Annotated in this window: 24 protein-coding genes; all 24 read right to left on the bottom strand. The window is 44.4% G+C overall.

Going from position 1 to position 22,488, the window contains the following annotated elements; translation table 11 throughout:
* Window positions 1-78: 78 nt before the first annotated feature.
* The 24 genes from M3079_RS05305 to M3079_RS05190 all read right to left on the bottom strand — a co-directional run bounded on the left by M3079_RS05305 (window position 79) and on the right by M3079_RS05190 (window position 22,145).
* Window positions 79-1,077 (bottom strand): virulence RhuM family protein, encoded by a 999-nt coding sequence (locus tag M3079_RS05305; protein WP_249077743.1) that lies wholly within the window; start codon window positions 1,075-1,077, stop codon window positions 79-81.
* A gap of 114 nt (window positions 1,078-1,191) precedes the next feature.
* Window positions 1,192-2,022 carry an ABC transporter permease subunit gene (locus M3079_RS05300; RefSeq protein ID WP_249077742.1) on the bottom strand — a complete coding sequence of 277 codons (831 nt, stop codon included), beginning with the start codon at window positions 2,020-2,022 and terminating at the stop codon, window positions 1,192-1,194.
* The gene (locus tag M3079_RS05295) at window positions 2,019-2,819 is read right to left on the bottom strand and encodes an ABC transporter permease subunit (RefSeq protein WP_249077741.1); all 801 of its coding nucleotides are present in this window, start codon (window positions 2,817-2,819) and stop codon (window positions 2,019-2,021) included. Before M3079_RS05295 ends, M3079_RS05300 begins: the two co-directional genes overlap by 4 nt.
* Window positions 2,785-3,591, bottom strand: coding sequence for a phosphonate ABC transporter ATP-binding protein (gene phnC / locus M3079_RS05290; protein WP_249077740.1), 807 nt, complete (start codon window positions 3,589-3,591; stop codon window positions 2,785-2,787). Before phnC ends, M3079_RS05295 begins: the two co-directional genes overlap by 35 nt.
* A gap of 32 nt (window positions 3,592-3,623) precedes the next feature.
* A complete protein-coding gene (locus M3079_RS05285) occupies window positions 3,624-4,538 on the bottom strand; it encodes a phosphate/phosphite/phosphonate ABC transporter substrate-binding protein (protein WP_249077739.1) in 915 nt (304 codons plus the stop codon).
* Window positions 4,539-4,555: 17 nt separating this feature from the next.
* Window positions 4,556-5,674 (bottom strand): phosphonoacetaldehyde reductase, encoded by a 1,119-nt coding sequence (locus tag M3079_RS05280; RefSeq protein WP_249077738.1) that lies wholly within the window; start codon window positions 5,672-5,674, stop codon window positions 4,556-4,558.
* A 16-nt stretch (window positions 5,675-5,690) separates the two neighbouring features.
* Window positions 5,691-6,485, bottom strand: coding sequence for a phosphonoacetaldehyde hydrolase (gene phnX, locus M3079_RS05275; protein WP_249077737.1), 795 nt, complete (start codon window positions 6,483-6,485; stop codon window positions 5,691-5,693).
* 186 nt (window positions 6,486-6,671) lie between these two features.
* Window positions 6,672-7,427 carry a DeoR/GlpR family DNA-binding transcription regulator gene (locus M3079_RS05270; protein WP_249077733.1) on the bottom strand — a complete coding sequence of 252 codons (756 nt, stop codon included), beginning with the start codon at window positions 7,425-7,427 and terminating at the stop codon, window positions 6,672-6,674.
* 245 nt (window positions 7,428-7,672) lie between these two features.
* The gene (locus M3079_RS05265; RefSeq protein WP_249077731.1) at window positions 7,673-9,145 is read right to left on the bottom strand and encodes an LCP family protein; all 1,473 of its coding nucleotides are present in this window, start codon (window positions 9,143-9,145) and stop codon (window positions 7,673-7,675) included.
* Window positions 9,139-9,807 (bottom strand): CoA pyrophosphatase, encoded by a 669-nt coding sequence (locus M3079_RS05260; protein WP_249077729.1) that lies wholly within the window; start codon window positions 9,805-9,807, stop codon window positions 9,139-9,141. Before M3079_RS05260 ends, M3079_RS05265 begins: the two co-directional genes overlap by 7 nt.
* A gap of 118 nt (window positions 9,808-9,925) precedes the next feature.
* Window positions 9,926-10,126 carry a DUF951 domain-containing protein gene (locus M3079_RS05255; protein WP_021716056.1) on the bottom strand — a complete coding sequence of 67 codons (201 nt, stop codon included), beginning with the start codon at window positions 10,124-10,126 and terminating at the stop codon, window positions 9,926-9,928.
* Window position 10,127: 1 nt separating this feature from the next.
* Complete coding sequence (locus M3079_RS05250) at window positions 10,128-10,787, bottom strand: CBS and ACT domain-containing protein (RefSeq protein WP_021716057.1); 660 nt, start codon at window positions 10,785-10,787, stop codon at window positions 10,128-10,130.
* Between the two features lie 22 nt (window positions 10,788-10,809).
* Window positions 10,810-11,514, bottom strand: a complete 705-nt coding sequence (locus M3079_RS05245; RefSeq protein WP_249077727.1) for an ABC transporter ATP-binding protein — start codon at window positions 11,512-11,514, stop codon at window positions 10,810-10,812.
* The gene (locus M3079_RS05240) at window positions 11,514-12,284 is read right to left on the bottom strand and encodes an ABC transporter ATP-binding protein (RefSeq protein ID WP_249077725.1); all 771 of its coding nucleotides are present in this window, start codon (window positions 12,282-12,284) and stop codon (window positions 11,514-11,516) included. Before M3079_RS05240 ends, M3079_RS05245 begins: the two co-directional genes overlap by 1 nt.
* Complete coding sequence (locus M3079_RS05235) at window positions 12,259-13,218, bottom strand: branched-chain amino acid ABC transporter permease (RefSeq protein WP_021716060.1); 960 nt, start codon at window positions 13,216-13,218, stop codon at window positions 12,259-12,261. The genes M3079_RS05240 and M3079_RS05235 overlap by 26 nt, the downstream gene beginning before the upstream one ends.
* 9 nt (window positions 13,219-13,227) lie before the next feature.
* A complete protein-coding gene (locus M3079_RS05230; RefSeq protein ID WP_249077723.1) occupies window positions 13,228-14,124 on the bottom strand; it encodes a branched-chain amino acid ABC transporter permease in 897 nt (298 codons plus the stop codon).
* Between the two features lie 180 nt (window positions 14,125-14,304).
* Window positions 14,305-15,474, bottom strand: a complete 1,170-nt coding sequence (locus tag M3079_RS05225; protein ID WP_021716062.1) for an ABC transporter substrate-binding protein — start codon at window positions 15,472-15,474, stop codon at window positions 14,305-14,307.
* Between the two features lie 128 nt (window positions 15,475-15,602).
* Window positions 15,603-16,784, bottom strand: coding sequence for an ABC transporter substrate-binding protein (locus M3079_RS05220; RefSeq protein WP_249077720.1), 1,182 nt, complete (start codon window positions 16,782-16,784; stop codon window positions 15,603-15,605).
* A 410-nt stretch (window positions 16,785-17,194) separates the two neighbouring features.
* Entirely contained in the window at window positions 17,195-17,425 is a 231-nt protein-coding gene (gene rpsR / locus M3079_RS05215) for a 30S ribosomal protein S18 (protein WP_021716064.1), read from the bottom strand.
* Between the two features lie 18 nt (window positions 17,426-17,443).
* Entirely contained in the window at window positions 17,444-17,854 is a 411-nt protein-coding gene (gene ssb, locus M3079_RS05210) for a single-stranded DNA-binding protein (RefSeq protein WP_021716065.1), read from the bottom strand.
* Between the two features lie 20 nt (window positions 17,855-17,874).
* Window positions 17,875-18,162, bottom strand: coding sequence for a 30S ribosomal protein S6 (gene rpsF / locus M3079_RS05205; RefSeq protein WP_021716066.1), 288 nt, complete (start codon window positions 18,160-18,162; stop codon window positions 17,875-17,877).
* 119 nt (window positions 18,163-18,281) lie between these two features.
* Window positions 18,282-19,652: a tagaturonate epimerase family protein gene (locus M3079_RS05200; protein ID WP_249077719.1), complete on the bottom strand. Its 1,371-nt coding sequence runs from the start codon at window positions 19,650-19,652 to the stop codon at window positions 18,282-18,284.
* A 409-nt stretch (window positions 19,653-20,061) separates the two neighbouring features.
* Window positions 20,062-20,943, bottom strand: coding sequence for an EamA family transporter RarD (rarD, locus tag M3079_RS05195; protein WP_249077716.1), 882 nt, complete (start codon window positions 20,941-20,943; stop codon window positions 20,062-20,064).
* A gap of 20 nt (window positions 20,944-20,963) precedes the next feature.
* A complete protein-coding gene (locus tag M3079_RS05190) occupies window positions 20,964-22,145 on the bottom strand; it encodes an MFS transporter (protein WP_249077714.1) in 1,182 nt (393 codons plus the stop codon).
* Window positions 22,146-22,488 lie beyond the last annotated feature (343 nt).

Raw genomic sequence — 22,488 nt, 5'->3', positions numbered from 1 at the left:
CTTAGGTTTTACATTTCACTATCTTAATATTGTACAATAACTGGCGGCAAAAAGCAAAATTAATGATTGATTAACATTTTAAAATTTATTTTTACTACTCGCTATCAGTTTATCAAAATCAGATACTATCTTTTGTGTTTTATTAAATTCGTTATATTCGGCGGCAGCTTTTTCTTCCGCTTGTCGGCGTGATATTCTGCCGTTATCTTTTAATATCTTATATCTGCGGAATGCTAAAAACTCGTTAACGCTGGCGGCAAATTCTTCCATGGTAAAAGTGTTTTCACGTTCTACCAAATCTTCTATGTAATCAAAATAACCTGTAATAGCGCGTTCCAAACGGCGTATTTGTTCTTCCGGCAGATAGTTCTTGGCAACGGTAACATCACTTTTTAAAATGCGCCCGTCCGGAGCATATTTCCACGTCGTCAAACCCATATTTTCTTTGGTGTGGTCGGCGTTGTTATATACAATTTCTGCCGCCGTCTGCCCGGCAATAGCGTAATGAAATTTATTCTGCACCATAGCGTAGAACTGGCGCGTAGTCTGAGACTTGGGGTCGTAATCAATACTGCACTCGGCAAAAATATCCGTAATCTGCTGCCAAATCCTTCTTTCGCTGGCACGAATAGAACGGATGCGTTCCAGCAATTCGCGGAAGTAATCTTTGCCGAAAACCGTATTACCCTGTTTTAAACGCTCGTCATCAAGCACAAAACCCTTTTGAATATATTCTTTTAAAATAGCGGTTGCCCATATACGAAATTTAGTTGCCTTTTGCGAATTTACACGGTAACCAACGGAAATAATGGCATCAAGATTGTAAAACTCCACATTGCGTTTTACTAATCTTTCTCCTTCTTTTTGAACTTGTTCCATTTTGGAACAAGTTGCCTTTTTAGAAAGTTCTCCTTCATCAAAAATATTTTTTAAATGTTTAGTTATAGCTTGAGAATTTACGTCAAACAGCTCCGCCATTGCTTTTTGCGTCAGCCATAGAGTTTCATCCTTAACAATTACGTTTACTTTTATATTTTCATCCGGTGTGTTATACAGCAAAAACTGAATTTCGTTCATAATAACCTCTAAACTTTTTTTATTTATTATACCATATCCGCACGCCGTAAAATTTTAGAGTAGACAAAAAAATTACCCGCAGGGCTCTGCCTGCGGGTTTAAAATTAAAGCAATTCAACGGATTTTATTTTTAATGAAAATGAACAGTCTTTCAATGGAATAGGCAAAGGCAAACACCAGCACAATTGCCACGCCTGCCGTGCCGTATTCATAGCCCTGTATGCTGCGCGCAATGATAAAACCAATGCCGCCCGCGCCAATCATGCCCAAAATGGCACATTCCGAAAAGTTTATTTCAAAGCGCATGGCAATCCACGCTACCAGCTGCGAAAGTGCCGCAGGCAGCACGGCGTTAAAGAATACGCCTATTCTGCCAACGCCGGTTGCCTCCAGCGCTTCGATAGTTTCCTGCGGGATGCTTTCAAAGCTCTGTGCGAAAGCACGGGTAAAAAACGCCGTTGTATGCACGCACAAACCGGCAATACCGGCGGCAGGCCCCATACCGAGGCACACCATCATTAAAAGCACCCATACCGGCGTCGGCACGGCACGCAAAAAGGTAAACCATGACTGCACCAGTACCGACAGCCAGCGCATACGGAAAATATTTTCTGCCGCAAACATGCCAAAAAACAAACCTAAAATAACACTGTACAATGTGGAAAGCACCGTAATGGAAAGCGTTTCCCACATCGCCGCGGCAATTAAATCCATATATTTAAAATCGAACTGTGCCAGGCGGTAAAATATACTGCCCATATCCGGCACACGGCCGGCAAGCTTTATCCAGTCAACGTCAAGATATAAAAGGCTGAGCACGCACAATGCGGCTGTACTTCCTAAAAATACGGGTATGGCTTTATTTTGGTAAGCACATTCTGTTTTAATTTTATGGTTAAACCCATAACGGACAGCAACCGTGCTTTGCGCTGATGGCTCTTTCATTGTTCCAGTTCCTTTCTTATTTTGCCGGTAATTCTGTCAACCAAAATTACAACCGCCGCTATAATTAAAATAACGGTAAAGGCCATGTGGTAATTAAACGATTTGATGTACGAAAACAGCACCATGCCGACACCGCCGCCGCCAACCATGCCTACAATGGTTGACGCCCTGACGTTAACCTCGATGCAGTACAAAAACCACGCCAGAAAACCGCTGATGCACGAAGGCACGATGCCGTGCGCCACGCGCTGCCAGAAACCTGCGCCGACCGCTTCCAGACTTTCAAGGCAGTCTACCGAAATATCTTCCATTGTTTCTGTAAACGCCCTTACCATAAAGGCAAAGCTGGTTATTAAAAGCGCCGCAAAACCAACGCCCGTGCCTATGCCGAGTGAGGAAAACAGTATAAATGCCCAGACAAGCGCCGGTATATTGCGCAAAAAGGTAGCAAAGCCGCGCACAAATTTGGCGCATTTGGGAAACGGCGATACCAGTTCGCTCGCAAAAAGCGCCGTAAAAAACGCCAGTATTCCGGCAATAGTGGTTGAAGAAATTGCCATGGCAATGGTTACGCCCACGCTGTCCAGAATATTGTACATTCTTATATCCGTCGGAAACTGCGGCGGAAAGAAATCTTCTGAAAGGAAAATCCAGAACTGGTCGAGATTGGCAAATACCGCCAGAGGCGAAAACTCCGTAAAGAAGCTGCATACAGCGTACAACAGCACAATAACCACAAAAAAGATGTTGTATATTCTTTTTTCAGCAGGCGGCATAACTGATATGCTGTTCTTCACTTTCTGCCCCTCCTATTAAATTGGCACTGCTTGTGCCGTATATTTTTTCCACAACCTCGTCCGTTAATTCTTCCGGTTTTCCGTCAAACACAATCGTGCCTTTGGATAAACCGATAATGCGGGTAGAATATTTTTTGGCAACCTCAAGCTGATGTAAATTTACAATACAGGTTATCTGCCGCTCTTTAACAAGCCCTGCCAGAATATCCATGATGTTTTTGGCGCTGGAAGGGTCAAGCGAGGCAATCGGTTCATCGGCCAGCATAATTTTGGGGCGCTGCATAATTGCCCGGGCAATACCTACGCGCTGTTTCTGCCCGCCGGATAAATCGGCCGCACGGTTATAGCAGAATGCGCCCAGCCCCATTTCTTCAAGCAGGCCGATGGCACGCAGCTTTTCTTCTTCGGGGTAAATTCCCAAAATGCCTTTAATGCCGTCAAGATAACCTAAATAACCATGCAGCACGTTTTGCAATACGGAAAGACGGTATACAAGGTTATAGTTCTGGAAAATCATGCCAACCTTGCGGCGTACCGCGCGCAGCTTTTTGCCGCCGATACCGGTAATATCTTCACCGTCCAGAAAAATTTCTCCGTCCGAAACATCAATCAGCCTGTTTACCGTACGCAGCAATGTGCTTTTGCCGCTGCCGCTGGGGCCAATTACCGATACAAACTCCCCTGCGGCAATTTCCAAAGAAATATTATGCAGCGCATGCACGTTATTATTATAGTATTTATTTACATTTACAAATTTCAAAACAGGTTCCATAAAACATTCTCCCGCCATCAGGCTAAAACCTATTAATGAGTATTAATATTTTTGTTAAGTTCTACAATCGGCTGGTAATCTTCCATGCTGCATTCCACAAAACGGGCATCGGCTTTTTTGATTACCTTGTCAAAATAATCTTTATTGTTGTATTCAACCAGGAATTTGGTTAAGGTTTTCTTCAAATCTTCATTAACAGTTTTGCTTACAACCATAGCTTCTGCCGGAATGGCTGCCGAAGAATGAACAACTTTAACGGCGTTTTCATCGGCGTTGCCGTTTTTAAATTCGCTTGCCATAATCTGGTCGGAAATAGGCACAATGTCCACATCGCCTTTAATTACGGCCTGCAGGCCTGCCTGATGCTTGCCGGAGAAACTTACGGCTTCAAAAAATTCGCCGTTGGTATGGATTTTTTCATTGGTTAAATGTAAATCCGGAAATGCTTTCATAATTTCGGAAGTCGGCACCAGATTGCCGGAAGTGGAATCCGGGTCAACAAAGGCAATAGTTTTGCCCTTAAAATCTTTAATGCTGTTGATTTCGTTGTTATCCTTTTGGGTAACAAATACGGAATGGTAAACAGCCTGCGCTTTATCGCCGTTAGGGGCTTTCATAACAATAGGTGTTACGCCTGCGCGTTCAGAGCCCATGGCAACTGCCAAAGCGCCCATATATGCCATATCGGCCTTGCCGGTGCGCAGCGCTTCAATAATGGCTGTATAATCACTTGCCTGAATTTCCTTAACTTCCATGTTAATTACTTTGCCAAGGTCTTTGGCAAGAGTGCTTCTGGCATCGGTGCTGTCCGTTGTGGATTCATTCGGCGCATAAGCGATGGTAAAAGTTTTCTTTTCGGCCTGCTGGCTGTTGCCGCCGCAGCCTGCTGCAAAACTGCCAAAAGCTACCATGGCAGATAATAAAACACATGCGATACTCTTTTTCATAATTTAAATCCCCCTTGTTAAAATACGCTTCTTAAAATTTCTTCAACATTAACGGCAGTAAGCTCGGCCGGGTTGTTATCGGCGCGGCCTTTGGTCATACTGTGGGCAACAAGTTCTTCAAAGTCGCTTTCGTTAGCGCCCCACTGGCTTAATTTAGCCGGGCTGCCGGATTTTTCAAGAATAGCGGTAACTTTTTCCGAAAGCTCGCTGACATTTTCAACACCAAAAGCACCAAACAGTTCTTTTCTGTTTTTAATGTAAGGCTGGTTTAAACGCATAACCGGTGCCAAAAGCATGCTTACCGCAACGCCGTGCGGAATATGGTATTTCATTGTCAGCGGGTAAGAAATGGAATGGCAGGCCGTAGTGCGCGTATTGCTGAATGCCAGCCCGGCCAGCATACTGCCCTGCGCCATGGCGTCGTGCGCTTCTTCCTTGCCGCACAAAAGCCCGTCGATATTTTCCATAATAATTTTAATGGCAGCAAGCGCCGCCGCGCGCGATACAGTGTTGCCCGCCTTGGCCCAGTAACTTTCCGCCGCGTGGCATACTGCGTCCAGCGCAGAAGAAACTGCCAGCTTAACCGGCATGGAAGATGCCAGCACAGGGTCGATAACAGCTGCGTAAGCGTAATTGTCCTGCGTATCTACGGAATATTTTTTGTTGTGCTCGGAATCCCACACAGTGGCCCAGCAGGTTACTTCGCTGCCGGTGCCTGCCGTTGTCGGAACGCCAATCCACTTGCAGTGCGGTTTGCTGTAAGTTTTTGCGGCAATCATATTGCGCATGGTTTCCAGCGAATCCACCGGTTTGGCATACAGGCAGCACAGTGATTTGCCTACATCCAGCACACTGCCGCCGCCGACGGCAATAACCAGTTCATAATTTTCGTTTTTGGTTTCATTATAAATTTCATATAACTGAAACATTTCCGGGTTAGACCAGGCAAAGGTTTTTATTGTTAAAATATCTGCAAAAGCGGCTGCCGTTTCTTTTATGTAACGGTTTTCAAGCACGCTTTTATCCCAGATAAGCAGCAAAATTTTTTTGGGGTTCAAACCGTTTACCAGCTGCGGCAATACCGAAAGGCTGCCAACTCCCTGATAAGTTCTTACCGGATTATAATAAGTATTCAACAAAAAGCCCTCCCTGTTATAAGCTTTCGTTAATTTTAGCAATAACTTCCGGCAGTTCTGTAATGTCTTCAATTACATAATCTGCACCGGCATGCAGATAAATTTTTCTTGCTTTTTCGTGCAGTTCTTTTTTAGCCTGTTCATCAAGAGCATTATATTCAGCTTCGTTAAGGCCAACCACGTTAGAGCCTTTAATAATGCCCACGGACCATGCTCCTGCATTTTTGCCTTCCAAAATATCCATAACAGTATCACCGGCTTTTACAACCAGCTTGGGCGGATAAACATTTAACTGGCGCATGCATTCAAACAGCATAAAAGGAGTTGGGCGGCTGTATTCGGTAACATCAGGAGTTACGCAGCAGTCAGGCTCGTAGCCCTGTTCTTTGGCTACCGGCAGTACATACTGCATCATTTCGCTGGTGTAACCGGTGGTAGAGCCGATTTTTAAGCCCATTTCCCTTAATTTTTCCACGGTTTCCCTTACGCCGGGAATGAGTTTGCTGTATTCGGCAACAACGGTGCGCAGGTTGCCTTCAAAGCACTGGTAAACATCTTCAATATCATCTTCGTTCCAACTGCGGCTGTAAGCATCTTCCCAAAGCTTCTGGCCTTTTTCGGTGGAAAGCATGGTTTTAATATGGGCTTTTTTCTCCATTCCCATCGGCGCGTTAATTTCAGCTTTGGTAAATACCAGCCCTTTCTGACGGAAAGTTCTGTCAAAAACATCTACCGGCGCCTGAGAACCAAAATCAGTAGTAGTACCTGCCCAGTCGAATACTACCATTTTAATTTGCTGCTTTTCTGTCATGATAATTCTCCTTTGCTGTTTTTTGCTTTTTTATATTTTATATTTGCTGTTTTCTACGGCTTTATCTTATCGCACTTAACATTCCTAAACAAGCAAATACAGTTAAAGTTATTTTTAAATCTGCGTAAAATAAAAAACGCAGCCGGCAGGCTTTTAACCTGTCAGCTGCGGTAATTTTTTATTATTTTATTCAATGCAAATGCCGGCGCGGCGGTAAAGCTCCCGCACTTCCGGTTTTATGCTGTCCATAACAAGCAGGTCTATCATGCTGTTATCCATAATTACCTTTTTGGAGCGGCGCCCTAATTTGCTGCTGTCCATAACGGCAATTACTTTGGAGGAATTTCTTGCCATCAGCTGCATAACGCCTATTTCCGCAAAACGGAAATCTGTAAAACCTGCTTCCGCATCGACGCTGTTAATGGACAAAAAGCAAATATCGGGATAATACATGCCAAGTTCTCTTTCGCAGATGCTGCCGTAAGTGGAGTGCTCCAGACTGTCCAAATCACCGCCCAGCACAATCGTGCGCAGCGACTGGTTCTGCATCAGCACCATGGCCGCCGAAACATTGTTGGTTACTATGGTTAAATCCGTAAAACGCTTAATTAATTCCTGCGCCAGAATAACATTGGTTGTGCCGGAGTTTAAGGCAATCACGCTGCCCGGGCGCAAATGTTCCAGCGCTTTAAGCGCCGCCCGGCGTTTTTCTTCAATATGGATGATTTCACGCCCGCTGAAATTACTGAAGGCCAGCATATAATCCGGCAGGCTTGCGCCGCCGTGCACGCATTTAAGCTGCCCCTGTTCTTCCAGTGCTTTTAAATCGCGGCGCACGGTATCTACCGATACGTTTAAGCTTTTGGCTATTTCTGTTACTTTAACCGTACTTTTAAGCTGTAACTGCTGCAAAATAAATGCAGCCCTGTCATTATAAAGCATTTCTTTTACTCCTGCATTAATAAACTATGTATTTTATTATATACGAATTGGCGCATAAACGAAACGGCACGTTGCTGTTAAATTTATGTAAAAGCAGCGGCTTAAAAATGGGCAAAAAAAAAGCCCTTACGAGAAGGGCCAAATGAGGGGCTATTTGATGATTTAAGTATACCATTTTTAACGCCAATTAGCAAGTGGTAATTAAAAAAACTTTAAAATTTTGTGACTTATGAAACAGTTTTTTGTTATTTATAGTCTTTGCCGACATAAACAATACCGTCATAATCGGCGCCGTCCTTGCGGCTGATGCTCATTCCGTGCACAAACGGGGCTTCCGTAAGGCGTGTAACAACGCGCCCGCTGGTGGTTGTGGAAACTATTAATGTTTCTTCGCGCACATTGCCGCTGCCGCCGTCAGTTACGCTCATGCCAAGATTGCTGAGGCGCTCGCGTGCACTGGCAGCCTTGGCAGGGTCGCCGCTGCAGTCGATTACAACAACGCGTATTACGCCGCCGTAGTTCTGCTTAGGCGTTTCTTTTATTTCCGTACTGCCGTTTCCGGCACTTTCACCGGCAAATTCCTGCACGGCTTTTTTGGCAGAACGTTTGCTGCCGGTTTTTTTGCTGTCATCCGTACTGTGTTTGTCAGCTTTTTCTTCAACAGTCTTTTTGCCGCTGCTGTCTAATTTATCCTTATCTTTATTTTCAGCGTCGGCTTTTTCTTCATCGAGCTTTTTATCAATGCCGTTAAGTTCGTTTTCAATTTCCTGTTTAGCGCGTTCCAGATTACGTACATATTCTGCTTCCATGCGTTCTGCGCCGCGGCGGTAGCGGTCCGTCATTTCCGCGCCCTGCATTTCGGCCATCTGCTTGCGTAAATCCGTAATATCAGGAATCCAGTAGCTTACGCCGTCAATATATTCCGGCAGGCCCGGCACCATGGCAGCGTGCAGGCCTCCCTGTTTTTCCATCATGCCATGCAGCGCCTGCGCCAAATCCATCATATCGCCGATGGATAAATCGGTATCCACCATTTTGTTGGCCTGTTCTACCAACGCAGGCAGCTTGGGTATAATTTCCACCGAAGTAACCTTACTGTAAACGGCTTTTAAAAATTTCTGCTGCCTTCTGATACGGCCGATATCGCCTTCTTCATCGCGGTAACGCACATACTGAATGGCCTTGTCGCCATCCATATGCTGCATACCCGGTGCAAGGTCAATGGTAAAGCCGTCCCACTCGTCATAATAGCTCATGGGCTTTTCAACTTCAATATCCACGCCGCCGATAGCGTCTACCAGCCCTTTAAAGCCTTTAAAGTCTATCATAACATAGTTGTTAATGCGTATTCCCAAAAGCTCTTCTGTGGTTTGCTGCGTAAGCTTATGACCGCCAAAGGCAAAGGCATGGTTAATTTTATCCCAGCCGTAACCTGGAATTTTAACCCTTGTATCGCGTGGCACGGAAAGCAGGGAAACATTGTTGTTGTCGCTGTCAAGCATTACAACAAACAAAGTATCGCTGCGGCCCGTATCTTCTTCGGAAGGCCTTTCGTCAACACCCAAAACAACGATATTCTTTTTCAAATCAAGCCGTTCGGACTTGCTTAAATTATCCAGCGGGCTGTCGCCGTCTATAAAAGAATAAGACCAGTAGCTTGCTGCCGCTATTAAAATAAGCGCCAGCACCAAAATTTTTTTGACATGCGATGTCAGCAAGTTGTTTCCCCCTCTAACGCCGCTTTAATATCGGCGGCAAATCTGTTTAAAAATCCGTGCAGAATGCGCGCAGTCAGCCCCCAGATAACGTGGCCGCCATATTCGTAAATATAAACATGGTAGCCTTTGCGTTTATTCCATTCGTGCGGCTGGCGCGGCAAAAGGTCAAACGGAAAATCGTCCCCCGCTTTATTTGCCAGTTCCATATGGGCAATGCGCGGAGGATTTTTCAGCAGAAAATCAAGCGGCACGGTAAAAACTTCGTCAACTTCATCTTTGTTAAAATTAAACTGTCCGCTATGCTCAATATAGCCCACATAAGGGTGAATAACCAGCCCCATGTGCGTTACCAGATAATTAAGGCCGCCCGCGATTTTTATGCTGCTGCTTTCAAGCCCCAGTTCTTCGCAGGTTTCCCTTATGGCCGCTGCCTCAAAACTTTCATCGCTGCATTCTGCCCTGCCGCCAGGAAAGCATACATCACCCGGCTGCCAGCCGAGTTTTGCGGCGCGTACTTCAAACAGTACGCTTACGCCCTGCGGCGTATTTACCAGCGGCAAAAGCACGGCAGCATCCCATAAATTATCGTCGCGGTCCAGCGAAGGTTTGCGTCCTTCCAGTTTTTTACCGATTGCGGAAGTTATTTTTTCCAGTGCCTCCATAAAATACCTCTTTTCCACTTAAATAATTTTCTGCGTATGCCGTTATTTTCCTGCCGCAGCTTGTAAATTATCTTTGAACAATGAAGAAAGACGGCAGGTTATGCCTGCCGCCTTCAACTTATTTTTCCGTATCGGGGGTAACAACAGCCTTCACGGCCTTTTCAAATTTAGGGCGTGCCAGCATTACAAAATGCCCGCAGCCACAGCATTTTATACCGAAATCCATGCCGGTGCGCAAAATTTCCCATTCGTAAGAGCCGCATGGGTGCGGCTTTTTCATTTTTACAATGTCACCGACTTTAAAGCTTTTCGATTCCATTTTACTCCCTGCTTTTTACGTTGCTGATATCGGTTACATAGTAGCCTGCTTCGCGCAGCTGCTCTATAATTTCAAGGCCTTTGCCGCCAAGCTCTGCGCGGATGGTAAGCTCGGTTTTAACGCTGGTTTCGGGTTTTGCAACAATGCTGATAATGTTGATGTTATTATCGCGGAACATTGCGCCGATATCGGCAATAACGCCAACTTTGTCGGTTACGTCAATGGTAATGCGGGTGCTGGTGCGTGCAAGGCCCATAATATCAACAAAAGCGCGGAAAATGTCGCTGTCGGTAATGATGCCGCATAATTTATTATCGTCATCTACAACCGGCAGGGCATTGATTTTGTTTTTATAAAGCAGATATGCAGCATCTTCAACGCCGGCATCATAATGTACGGTAATAACATTTTTGGTCATTACATCACGTACTTTAAGCTTGCCCAAAAGATAGTTTGCTTCATAACGGGAAAGAGTAGTAGCGTCGGTCGGGGAAGTACGGCTGACATCGGCGTCGGTAATAATACCGCGCACACGGCTGATGTCGTCTACAACAGGCAGGCGGCGTTTATCCGAACTGCGCATCAGTTCCCTTACTTCCAGCATGTTTTTATCTTCGCTGATGGTCACAACTTCAGTGGACATAAATTCTTTTACTAACATTGAAAAATCCTCCTCCCGGGTTTCAGCCGCCCAGATATGCTTTGCGTACCGCTTCGCTGCTGGCAAGCTCCTGTGCCGTACCTGCAAGCGCAATGCGCCCTGTTTCCAGAACATAGGCTTTATCGGCAATGGAAAGCGCCATGTTGGCGTTTTGTTCTACCAGCAGTACAGTTGTACCGCTTTCATTAATTTCTTTTATTATATTAAAAATTTCTTTAACAAGCAACGGGGCAAGACCCATGGAAGGTTCGTCGAGCAACAGCAGGCGCGGACGGCTCATCAGTGCGCGGCCCATAGCTAGCATCTGCTGTTCGCCGCCGGAAAGCGTGCCGGAAATCTGGTTTTTACGTTCCAAAAGGCGCGGGAATTTATCGAATATTTTTTTCATATCTTCTTCAATGCCCGCCTTATCACTGCGCAGGTAAGCGCCAAGCTCCAGGTTTTCCATAACCGTCATATTGGCAAATACGTGGCGGCCTTCCGGTACCTGGCATAAGCCCATGCCGACGATTTTGTGAGCCGGCATGCCGGAAATATCCTTGTCCTCAAAAATAATGCTGCCATTTTTCGGCTTAATAAGACCGGAAATGGTATGCAGAGTTGTGCTTTTACCAGCGCCGTTGGAGCCTATAAGGGTAACTATTTCGCCGTCGGGAACTTCCAGGCTGACGTCTTTAATGGCATGGATGGCACCGTAGTATACATCAATATTGTTGACTTTTAACATCAGAGTACCTCCTCACCCAAATATGCTTCAATAACGCGTTTGTTATGCTTAATTTCGTCAGGCGTGCCGCTGGCTATGCAAAGGCCGTATTCCAAAACGTAAATGCGTTCGCATACGCCCATAACAAGCCCCATATCGTGTTCAATCAGCAGTATTGCCAAATCAAATTTTTCTCTTATCCAGCGGATAAGTTCCATCAGTTCTTTGGTTTCCTGCGGGTTCATGCCTGCTGCCGGTTCGTCCAAAAGCAAAAGTTTCGGCTCGGTGGCAAGCGCACGGGCAATTTCCAGACGGCGCTGTTCGCCGTAAGGCAGGTTTTTGGCAAGTTCATCAGCTTTATCTTCCATATGGAAAATTTTTAAAAGTTCCATTGCCATTTCGGTAATCTGTTCTTCTTCGTTAAAATAGCGGCCAAAACGCCCTACTGCTTCCAAAAGGCCGTATTTTACGTGCATGTTATAGGCAACTTTTACGTTATCGATAACGGAAAGCTCGGAAAACAGGCGGATATTCTGGAAAGTACGCGCCATGCCCAGCTGCGTTACCTGATAGGATTTTTTGCCGCTGGTACGCTGGCCGTTAAAAATAATCTCGCCTTCGGTAGGGGTATAAACGCCGGTAATCATGTTAAAGGCTGTGGTTTTGCCTGCGCCGTTAGGCCCTATAAGGCCAATCAGCTCGCCTTTGTTAATAGTCATGCTGAAATTGGAGACGGCCCGCAAACCGCCGAAAACCATGGAAATATCATTTACTTTCAGCAGTTCTTCCATCTTTGCCACCTCCCAGGCCAAACATCTTCATGCTTAATTCCTTATTGCCGAACAATCCCTGCGGACGGTGCAGCATCAGGACAATCATAGTTACGGAATAAATAATCATGCGCCATTCCGGATATTCTGCCAGATAAGCGGAAATAAAAGTCAGCAGAATTGCGCCGGTAATGGAACCGGTCATGGAACCGAGACCGCCCAGAACAACCATGGTTAAAATATCGAAAGAACGCATGAAAGTAAAGGACGCCGGATGCGCAATATAGAAATAATGTGCAAACAGCACGCCTGCCGTACCGGCAAAAGCAGCGCCGAGGGTAAAGGCCATTACTTTATATTTGGTAGTGTCTATGCCCATGGTATCGGCTGCAATTTCGTTTTCACGGATAGCAAGGCAGCAGCGGCCATAAGAAGAATTTTTAAAGTTTTTAATAAAGAAAATGATAAAAATCATAATCCAGAAAACCCAAGCGAAAGTTGTTAAACGGGGAATGCCCATCAAGCCGGAAGCGCCGCCTACATAATCAATATTGAGTATGCAGATGCGGATAATTTCGCCAAGGCCCAAAGTGGCGATTGCCAGATAGTCGCCGTTAAGCCTTAAGGTAGGCAGGCCAATTAAAAAGCCCAAAAAACCTGCGGCAACAGTGCCGACAATTAAAGCTACTTCAAACGGAAAACCAAGTTTAACCGTCATAATAGCGCCGGTATAAGCGCCAACGGCCAAAAATCCGGCATGGCCGATAGAAAACTGGCCGGTGTAGCCGTTGATAAGGTTCAGGCTGACAGCCAGAATAATATTAATGCAGATGAGGACGATATTAAGTTCCCAGAACGGCCCGATAATATCGGCAAACATCATGCCCTGCACTGCGGCGAATAAAATGGCGCAGGCAACTATTCTTTTTAAATCTGCTTTGCGAAGATAATTCATAGCTGCCACCTACACTTTCTCGCGTACATTTTTGCCGAAAATACCGGCAGGTTTGTACAATAAGATAATAATCAAAATGCCGAATGCGGCTGCGTCACGGAAAGTGGAAGAAATAAAACCGCTGACCATGGCTTCTACAACGCCGAGGATAATGCCGCCGACCATAGCGCCCGGAATAATGCCGATACCGCCGAGCACGGCTGCTACAAAGGCTTTAATGCCCGGAACCATGCCCATAAGCGGGTCGATGGAGTTATAGTAAATGCCTACCAGCACGCCGCCTGCAGCAGCAAGTGCGGAGCCAAGGGCAAAGGTTGCGGAAATTACACGGTCGATATTAATGCCCATCAGTCTGGCAGCGTCAGCATCAAACGAAACGGCACGCATGGCCTTGCCGATTTTGGTATATTGTACGATATAAGTAAGTACGGCCATTAAAATAATTGCGCTTACAAGAATTACAACCTGCTGGCTGTTAACAACCAGTGGCCCAAGATGGTAAACATCTGCCGAAAAAACTGCCGGGAAAGTACGCGGCTGCGGAGTTGCAATCAGCATCATGCCGTATTCAAGCAAAAACGATACGCCGATTGCGGTAATTAAAATAGCAATACGCGGAGCGTTACGCATCGGCCTGTAGGCAATGCGTTCAATGATAATACCGGCAACGGCTGCACAGGCCATGGCAAAAAGAATTGCCGGCAAAAAGGAAAAACCAAACATTGTTGTAGCTACAAACCCAAAATACGCGCCCAGCATATAGATATCACCATGGGCAAAGTTTATGAGTTTGAGGATGCCGTAAATCATTGTATAGCCAAGGGCAATCAGCGCATAAATACTGCCCAGGGATATACCGTTTATAAGCTGCTGCAAAAACTGGTGCAGAAGCGAACCCATATCCATAAAAAGTCCTCCAGTCCGTAAGTTTTATTAATTCCTCAATCATAAAATCTCTATGCTTTACTGCCGTAAGTTATTACCTGCGCTTAAATAACGGCACTAACCGGCATCCAGCTAAAATTACGGAAAGGCTGTGGCCAAACCGCAGCCTTTCCGTTAAAAAGTTAAATTATCAATTAATTATCAGGGATTAATTTTAGTTTTCAAAGACTGAGCGCCATCTTTATATTCCAAAATTACGGCACTCTTAACCGGGTTGTGTTTATCGTCAAAAGTTACGCTGCCCGATACACCGCTAAACCCATTAATTTTAGCCATTGCTTCGCTGATTTTGGCAGGTTCGGTACTGCCAGCATTTTTAATGGCTTCGGCAACCAGTAAAGCCGAATCGTAAGACAAAGCGGCAAATACGTCAGGTTTCTGGCCGTATGCCTTTTCATAAGCGGCTACAAAGTTTTTGTTAATGTCCGATGAATCTTCAGGAGAATAAAGGCTTGAGAAGTAAGTATTGTTCAGCGCTGCCGCACCTGCAATTTCAGGCATCTTGGCACTGTCCCAGCCGTCGCCGCCGGCAATCGGCATATTCATGCCAAGCTCACGCGCCTGTTTTACAATCAGGCCAACTTCCTGATAATAACCGGGCACATACAAAAAGTCCGGATTGGTTGCTTTTATTTTAGTAAGTGTTGCCTTAAAATCAGTATCCTTTTGCAGATAAGATTCTTCCGCAGTAACTGCGCCGCCTTCTTTAACAAAGTTTTCTTTAAAAAACTGCGCCAGGCCTTTAGCGTAATCGGAAGAATTATCAATCAAAACTGCTGCATTGCCAACACCAAGTTCAGCCGTTGCAAATTTGGCCATTACCGTGCCCTGGAACGGGTCGATAAAGCATGTGCGGTAGTTGAAATCCTTGGTTTTGCCGCTGGCCTGGTCAACCGTAACATACGGATTGGTAGCCATCGGCGCAATATCCAGCACTTTGGCGCTGTTATTAATAGCAGATGCCGCAATTACCGAAGAAGAAAGGTTAGGGCCGATAACCGCCACTACATTATCCTGTGAAACCAGTTTCTGCATGGCATTGGTAGCTTCTGCCGCTTCCGATTTGTTATCTGCAACAACAAGTTCTAACTGTTTGCCGTTAATGCCGCCTTTTTCATTAATCTCTTTAAAGGCAAGCTCAATGGCATTTTTAGAAGATATGCCGTAAGACGCGCTGCCGCCCGTCATTTCAAGGTTGGCACCAACCTTAATGGTATCGGCCTTTTTTTCACCGCCGCCGCAGCCTGCTGCCAAACCGGCAAGCACAGTGCCCAATACCAAGGCAGTTAGGACTTTGGATACTCTTTTCATTTTTGTTTCCCCCTCATTTGTTTCATTATAATTTATATTTTTAAAATAGCCCGGAAACCTGAAACAACAATTTCCGGGCTAAAATAAACTCAAATTAAAATAAATTCAAAACAATTAATTTAATTTAATTACAGGCTGATTTTTTCTTTAAAGCTCTGTACGCCGTCTTTCATTTCGATGATGATGGCACTGATAATCGGGTTGTGGTCTTTATCGTAAGTTAACTTGCCGCTTGCAACCGGAAGGTCTTTGGTTGCTGCAATAGCTGCTGCAAGTTTGGTTCCGTCGGCACCGTCGCCTGCACGTTTAAGGGCATCGGCAAGAACAAGGCCTGCATTGTAACCCTGCATGCAGAAGATATCCGGGTCTTTCTGATACATTGCTTTATAATCGGCAATAAATTTCTGAACGGATTCGGTCTGGTCCTGTACGGAGAAGGCGCTGGAGAAGTAAGTATTGTTCAATGCTTCAGGGCCTGCAATTTCAACAAGTTTCGGGCTGTCCCAGCCATCGCAGCCAATCAGCGGAACATTCAAACCGATTTCACGGGTTTGTTTGATGATTTTGGCAACTTCTTCATAGTAACCGGGGATGTAGATTGCTTCCGGATTAGCGGCTTTAATTTTGGTTAAAGCTGCTTTAAAGTCGATATCTTTGGAAAGGAAGGCTTCTTTGGCAACAACTTTGCCGCCTTTTTCGTTCAGAGTTTTTTCAAATACTTCTGCAAGTCCTTTGGAATAATCGCTGGAAGCATCATGCAGAATAGCTACGTTTTTAACGCCCAGAGTTTTATCGGCAAATTCAGCCATTACGCGGCCCTGGAACGGGTCGATGAAGCAGGCGCGGAAGATGAATTCCTTAACCTGTCCGTTATCAACGGTAATTGCCGGTGCGGTAGCGCACGGTGCAATAAGAGGCACTTTGTTGGAGGTTACTACCGGAGTAGCTGCAAATACGCAGCCGCTGGTAGCCGGGCCAACAACAGCCACTACTTTATCCTGAGTAATCAGCTTGGTTACGGAGTTGCCGGATTCAGCAGGCTCGGATTTGTTGTCGCTTTCTACTACAACAAGCTGTTTGCCGTTAACGCCGCCTGCTTTGTTAACCTGGTCAACAGCAAGTTTTAAACCGGACAATGTAGATTTGCCGTAGTTTGCAACATTGCCTGTCAGCTCAAAACTTGCGCCGATAACATATTTATCGGCATTAGCAGCCGCACTGTCCTTCTTTTCTCCGCCGCAGCCTGCCAGAAGTGCTGTGCTTAACGCTGCAACCAGACAGGCGCTTGTAAATTTTTTCCATTTGCTCATTTGTCTTTCCCCTTTTCGTTATAATAATAAATTATGCTGCTATGAGCAGTTAAGCTCCCCTCCGGCTTTAACAACTGCCCTGCAACTATCTTGTTCACCATTGTAATAAGTTTTTACATTTTTGTCAACGATTTTTTTAATTTTACATACAGATTTTCAATATTTTTTCATCATTTTTGTTAAATTTTGTTACTTTTTTATTTTTGTCTTTACTTGATAGATTTTGGTTTTATCTTATTATACATTTTCTTTTTTGTGTATCCTTCAAAAATACATATAGCTTTTGCAGCTTTCCTTAAAAATTTTTAAAAATAAACCTTACAGAAAAACAAAAAATCCCTTTTACCGTGTTTCCACAATAAAAGGGATATCTTTTTTGTAAGTTATTCTGCTTTAAAAGCAGGCAACTATTATTCGCAGGTAAACGGCAGCAATGCTACGTTACGAGCGCGTTTAATTGCAGTGGTCATCTGACGCTGATGTTTTGCGCAGTTGCCGGAAATGCGGCGCGGTAAAATTTTGCCGCGTTCGGTGATATAACGGCGCAGTTTAGCTACGTCCTTATAATCGATTTCTTCAACTTTATCAACACAGAAGCTGCAAACTTTTCTTCTCGGTCTTCTGCCTCTTTCGCGTTTCATTCGCTTAAACCCTCCTTGTTAAAATGGGATTTCCTCGTCAAAAGGCACCTGGGAGCCAAAAGACTCCATGTCGCTCTTGCCGCTGTCGCCGGTATTGCCACCGGGAGTATAGCCCTTGCGTTCAATAAATTCCACGCTGTTTGCAACAACTTCGGTAACATAACGTTTACCGCCGTCTTTTGCATCATAGCTGCGGAGCTGCAGGCGGCCGTCAACAAGCGCTCTCTGGCCTTTGGTAAGGCTGTTCCCGCATAATTCTGCGATTTTACCCCATACAACGATGTTGATAAAATCGGCTTCTCTCTGCCCGTCCTGATTAGTAAAAGGCCTGTCAACCGCAAGCGTAAACTGGCATACAACCTTGCCGGTAGTGGTATAACGCACTTCCGGGTCACGCGTTAAGCGGCCCATTAAGATAATCTTGTTCATAACCTAAAGTTACCTCCGGATTACTCGCCTTTTTTAATAACCATATGGCGCATTACTTCGTCGGTAATTTTCATTACACGGTCAAGTTCTTTAACAGCTTTGGGTTCTGCGCTGAAAGTTACGAGTACATACTGACCTTCGGTGAAATCCTGGATTTCATAAGCGAGGCGTTTTTTGCCCCAGCGGTCGGTTTTTTCTACAGTACCACCGTTTGCGGTAATGAGGCTTTCGAATTTAGCTACAACAGCTTCAAATGCTTCTTCCTCTACAACCGGTTTAACGATGTACATGACTTCGTAATTGTTCACGAAATCACCTCCTCCTTTGGACTTTGGCCCCCGTTCGGGAGCAGGGGAATGTATCTATTAATACAAGCTTAAATATTATATCATCCGCTTTGTGCTTTTGCAAGCCGAATTTAAAATTTTTACAGTGCTTTCAGCATTGCGGCAACGGTATTTTCAACTTCTTCCGCATACGCATCGGCGTTAGCGGTCAGAACTTCTTTTATTTTTCCGGCAAAGCCTGCTTCCGGAGTTAAAAGTTCGCTGTACGCTTTTGCCCACGCGCAGCCTGCTTCACCGGCGGGCAGAATTTTAAGGCCGTCAAAATCAGGCAGCCCGGCAAATTTCTGCATATCTTCCATTAACTGTGCATCGCCGGCCTGTACAACTTTTAACGCGGCAAGCCACAGTGCATTGCCCGCTTTAAAGCAAACCTGCCCTTTTAAGGCTTTGGCTGTACTGCCGATATCCGAGATATACAAATCGGCGTTGAACAGGCTTAAGCGGTAGCCAAAGGTAGCGGCAATTTCGCCGTAAACATGCATGCCTTCTTCATCGGCTGCGGCTTTTTCTGCATCCAGTTCCATGGATGCCATTTTAATGCCGTTGCGCTGCAATTCGTTGCTGATAAAATATAGCTCCTGCGGCGTCATTAATTTATCCGGTTTAGCAAGTTTGAGTTCAAAATCAATTTCCCACGGAGTATTTTTTAAATAGGTATTATAAATGTACTGAATGTGCATAATGGCTTCGCCAAATTCAAGCACTATACGCTGCAGCACTTCCGGTTCAAAGTGTACAACCATCCCGCCGGCTTTAAAATCTGCTTCCAGGTAGGAACCTTTTAAAGCATCGCGGAATTCTTCCGGCAGCTGATTATATTTTTCAGCTACTTCTTCAGAGGTCATGGCTTCGATTTTGCTGTCAATTTTATCGCTGCAGTCAAAACCAATCATGCTGTATCCGTAAAGAAGTGCTTTTACAATTTCTTCTTCCGTTTTAAGGCCTGCGGCGTTGGCGCCATAAGCTTCTTTATAGCCAAGTTCCAGTACGCCCCAGGTTGCTGTATCGACAGCTTCCAAAAAGTTGCGTTTTAAAATATCCGCATTGGCGGCCGCGTAATCTACAAGTACAGGGCGGGCCTGACGCAGCTTAAATGGCACTGCGGCGTAAGCTCCCGCACAGCCCAGCCAGTCGCTAAACGCTATGCTGATGCCTTTGCCTCCCTGCGCCTGAGGGCCGGTCCATTTTAAATAGCGGCGTACAACAGCGGCATTATTGGGGTTTAACTCCATAACATCAACAGTTATGTTTTTAACTTTGCCGCTGTCTTTTTTTGCAAAAAGTGCCGCGGCCTGGCATTCGCCGCTGTAAGCACAGGTAAGCACCCTGCCGTCCTCACAATCTGCCAGAGCAATCCATGCTCCCTGCATTTCATTTAAAGACGATGTTATTATTTTACCCTTGGATATTTCTTCCATTGCCTGTACGGCAGTTACTTGTTTTATAGCCATTAAAATGCCTCCATTATCAAATACTTAAATCGTTCTTATATATTATCTCCAAAAAACGCCGTTTCTGCAAGCAAAAAAACATCTGCCCACAAAAAACGGCCTTAATAATTACAACGCTTTATTTTGTTATTAACACTATATGCTGTGTTTGTGAAACTGTCCTTTAATAAACAAGTTATCGACATTATCAACAAAGTTATCAACAATTTAACGTGGATTTAAAATTATACAGAGTTTTTTCTACACATTTTTACAAGTTTATACAGAACTTAACAAATCTTTTCCACACTTTTCAACACATTATGCACATTTTGTTGATAACTTTTTATAGGTTGAGGATAACTTGCTGAAACACCATATATATGTTTAAACCACTAAAAAGACAGTTTTACACATTTGTAAAATCTGTTTAATTACTCCTCAGCTGCGAAACAATAAACAAAAGAAGCGCGGCCCAAATCCACCCAAACGCCAGCAAATGCGATGCCGTGAATGCTTCGTTATAAACAAAAACACCTATCAAAAGTGTAAGCGTCGGTGAAATATACTGTAAAAACCCTATTATCTTCAGCGGCAGCATCCTGGCGCCTGCGGTAAAAAGCAATAAAGGTATTGCCGTAACAACGCCTGCACCGGTTAACATCATAATTACTTGCAGGTTTCCGGAAGCATAAAAAGAAACTCCCTGCTGCCATAAGCTGTATTCATATACAAGTGCCAGCGGCGTAATAAGCAATGTTTCAAGCATAATGCTTGTTAAGGCAGAAACCGGCAGAATTTTTTTCAGCAAACCGTACAAAGCAAAAGTAAAAGCCAGCGTTAAGGAAACCCAGGGAATTTTTCCAAAACTGTAAACCATGCTGGCAACGCCTATAAAGGCACAGGTAATAGCGGCAAGCTGCATTTTATCAAGCCGTTCACGTAAAAAAACTACGGCAAATAAAATGCTTACCAGCGGATTAATATAATAGCCCATGCTTGTTTCAACAATATGCCCGTTATTAACAGCCCAAATAAAAGTACCCCAGTTAAAACTGATGGTAATACCGGCGGCTACCATGGCTGCTCCTGTTTTAACATTGCTGAAAACCTGTTTTACTTCTTTGGCAAAAAGCGGCCATTTTTTCTGAAAAATAATGAGCAGAAACACAAAAACGCAGGACCACATAAACCGGCTGGATAAAATTTCAAACGGAGAAACAAGTTCCAGTGCTTTCCAGTAAACAGGCAAAATTCCCCATAATACATAGGCTGCAAGGCCAAAGAAAATGCCTTGTTTATAATTTTCCATACAAAACATCTCCTTTAATATTACTTCTGCATTTGCGGCGGCACAGGAATTTTAAACGCCGTTAACGTTGCAATAACGGGTAAAACGGTCATTAAATTCATAACAAAAGGCAAACCGTAATTATCTGCCAAAAAGCCAAGTATGGTAACACCAAATCCGCCCATGCCTACGCTGAAGCCTATTGTCAGCCCGGCTGCCATGCCCACATTATTGGGAAGCATGGTCTGCGCCAAAATAGTTGTTGTTGCAAAAGAACCGATTATTGAAAAACCGGCCAGCACCACTGCTGCCAGAACAGCTGCCGGATGCGTTACATTGGCAATAAGCCAGATAGCGGGAATACTGCATAATACAGAACCTAAAATAATACGGCGTGCCCCAAGCCTGTCGCTGAGCACAGCACCGACATAAGTACCGGCAACACCGCCAAGTAAAAAACAGGATACTAACATACTTGCAAAAGCAGGCTCCGCATTGCGGAAATTAATAAAAAACAGCGGCAAATATGTGGAAAGGCCCGTATGAATGGTTGAGCGCATAAAAATAAAAAACAGCACTAAAGCAAGACCGCCGTAAGGAATTTTTTGCACAGCACCGCTTTTTTTGGCAGCCTGTACTTTTAGGTTATGTTCCAAATTAACGCGTTTGTATTCGGGCATATATTTCATCATTAACCCAAAAACCAAAAGCCCGGGCAGAACAAAATACATTGTATTATGCAGCCCACCAGGCAAAGTAAGCAAAAATGCCATTAAAATGGAACCAACTGCCATACCGGCATTGCCGCCTAAAGAAAAAATGCCCATATTGGCTGCTTTATTGTTATCGCTGCTTAAAAAATTAACTGTTTTTGAAGCCTGCGGATGATAAGTTGCACTGGCCATGCCGATTATAACAACAGTACACATAAGTAAAACATAGGCAGGAACCCAGCCTACAAACGCAAAGCCCGCTCCTGCCATGGCAGCACAAAAAGGCAGCATCGCAGGCAAAGATTTCTTATCTGTTATATAGCCGAATAGTGGCTGAATAACAGAGGAAGTTACGTTTTGTGTTAAAACGATAAAAGCCAGCTGTGAATAACTTAAAGCAAAAAGTTCTTTTAAATGCGGCAGCACTATCGGCAAAGCTCCTGCCTGTAAATCCGTTACTAAATGCCCCAAAGCTAAAGCTATAACAGGCATACTAATATTTTTAAGCATAATTTTCATTCTCCGTTATAATAATTTATTATTAATTTTAACATAATAAATTAGAAATAACCATCAAAGTAAGAAATTTGTTGCTGTAGAAATTATATAAAAATAAGGCCCATGATGTATATGAGCCTTGTAAAAATATAAGTAAGTTAGAACAGTAACTAGAATAATGGTCGAAAAATAAAAAGAAGAATAGAAAAACATAAAAGGCAGCTATCTATGCACTCTGTGGGCTGTGCCACACGCGCTGAAGCACTATGTGGCTCATGCCTTCCGGGTACCCCGGTCGGATAGATACCCTGTAGCAATAAAAAAAGAAACATACCATAAGATATGTTTCTTTTTT

Origin of the sequence: Phascolarctobacterium sp. ET69 (genome assembly GCF_023336935.1) — a bacterium.
Taxonomy (GTDB): Bacteria; Bacillota; Negativicutes; order Acidaminococcales; family Acidaminococcaceae; genus Fusicatenibacter_A; species Fusicatenibacter_A intestinipullorum.
The sequence above is the reverse complement of the archived record's forward strand: the minus strand, read 5'-3'. Positions and strand labels throughout refer to the sequence as shown.

What these genes read in the sequence shown, in the direction of transcription:
- M3079_RS05305 (WP_249077743.1), bottom strand. Translation starts at nt 1,077, where the DNA reads ATGAACGAAATTCAGTTTTTGCTGTATAACACACCGGATGAAAATATA.
- M3079_RS05300 (WP_249077742.1), bottom strand. Translation starts at nt 2,022, where the DNA reads ATGAAAGAGCCATCAGCGCAAAGCACGGTTGCTGTCCGTTATGGGTTT.
- phnC (WP_249077740.1), bottom strand. Translation starts at nt 3,591, where the DNA reads ATGGAACCTGTTTTGAAATTTGTAAATGTAAATAAATACTATAATAAT.
- M3079_RS05285 (WP_249077739.1), bottom strand. Translation starts at nt 4,538, where the DNA reads ATGAAAAAGAGTATCGCATGTGTTTTATTATCTGCCATGGTAGCTTTT.
- phnX (WP_249077737.1), bottom strand. Translation starts at nt 6,485, where the DNA reads ATGACAGAAAAGCAGCAAATTAAAATGGTAGTATTCGACTGGGCAGGT.
- M3079_RS05270 (WP_249077733.1), bottom strand. Translation starts at nt 7,427, where the DNA reads ATGCTTTATAATGACAGGGCTGCATTTATTTTGCAGCAGTTACAGCTT.
- M3079_RS05260 (WP_249077729.1), bottom strand. Translation starts at nt 9,807, where the DNA reads ATGGAGGCACTGGAAAAAATAACTTCCGCAATCGGTAAAAAACTGGAA.
- M3079_RS05255 (WP_021716056.1), bottom strand. Translation starts at nt 10,126, where the DNA reads ATGGAATCGAAAAGCTTTAAAGTCGGTGACATTGTAAAAATGAAAAAG.
- M3079_RS05250 (WP_021716057.1), bottom strand. Translation starts at nt 10,787, where the DNA reads ATGTTAGTAAAAGAATTTATGTCCACTGAAGTTGTGACCATCAGCGAA.
- M3079_RS05245 (WP_249077727.1), bottom strand. Translation starts at nt 11,514, where the DNA reads ATGTTAAAAGTCAACAATATTGATGTATACTACGGTGCCATCCATGCC.
- M3079_RS05240 (WP_249077725.1), bottom strand. Translation starts at nt 12,284, where the DNA reads ATGGAAGAACTGCTGAAAGTAAATGATATTTCCATGGTTTTCGGCGGT.
- M3079_RS05235 (WP_021716060.1), bottom strand. Translation starts at nt 13,218, where the DNA reads ATGAATTATCTTCGCAAAGCAGATTTAAAAAGAATAGTTGCCTGCGCC.
- M3079_RS05230 (WP_249077723.1), bottom strand. Translation starts at nt 14,124, where the DNA reads ATGGATATGGGTTCGCTTCTGCACCAGTTTTTGCAGCAGCTTATAAAC.
- M3079_RS05225 (WP_021716062.1), bottom strand. Translation starts at nt 15,474, where the DNA reads ATGAAAAGAGTATCCAAAGTCCTAACTGCCTTGGTATTGGGCACTGTG.
- M3079_RS05220 (WP_249077720.1), bottom strand. Translation starts at nt 16,784, where the DNA reads ATGAGCAAATGGAAAAAATTTACAAGCGCCTGTCTGGTTGCAGCGTTA.
- rpsR (WP_021716064.1), bottom strand. Translation starts at nt 17,425, where the DNA reads ATGAAACGCGAAAGAGGCAGAAGACCGAGAAGAAAAGTTTGCAGCTTC.
- ssb (WP_021716065.1), bottom strand. Translation starts at nt 17,854, where the DNA reads ATGAACAAGATTATCTTAATGGGCCGCTTAACGCGTGACCCGGAAGTG.
- M3079_RS05200 (WP_249077719.1), bottom strand. Translation starts at nt 19,652, where the DNA reads ATGGCTATAAAACAAGTAACTGCCGTACAGGCAATGGAAGAAATATCC.
- rarD (WP_249077716.1), bottom strand. Translation starts at nt 20,943, where the DNA reads ATGGAAAATTATAAACAAGGCATTTTCTTTGGCCTTGCAGCCTATGTA.
- M3079_RS05190 (WP_249077714.1), bottom strand. Translation starts at nt 22,145, where the DNA reads ATGCTTAAAAATATTAGTATGCCTGTTATAGCTTTAGCTTTGGGGCAT.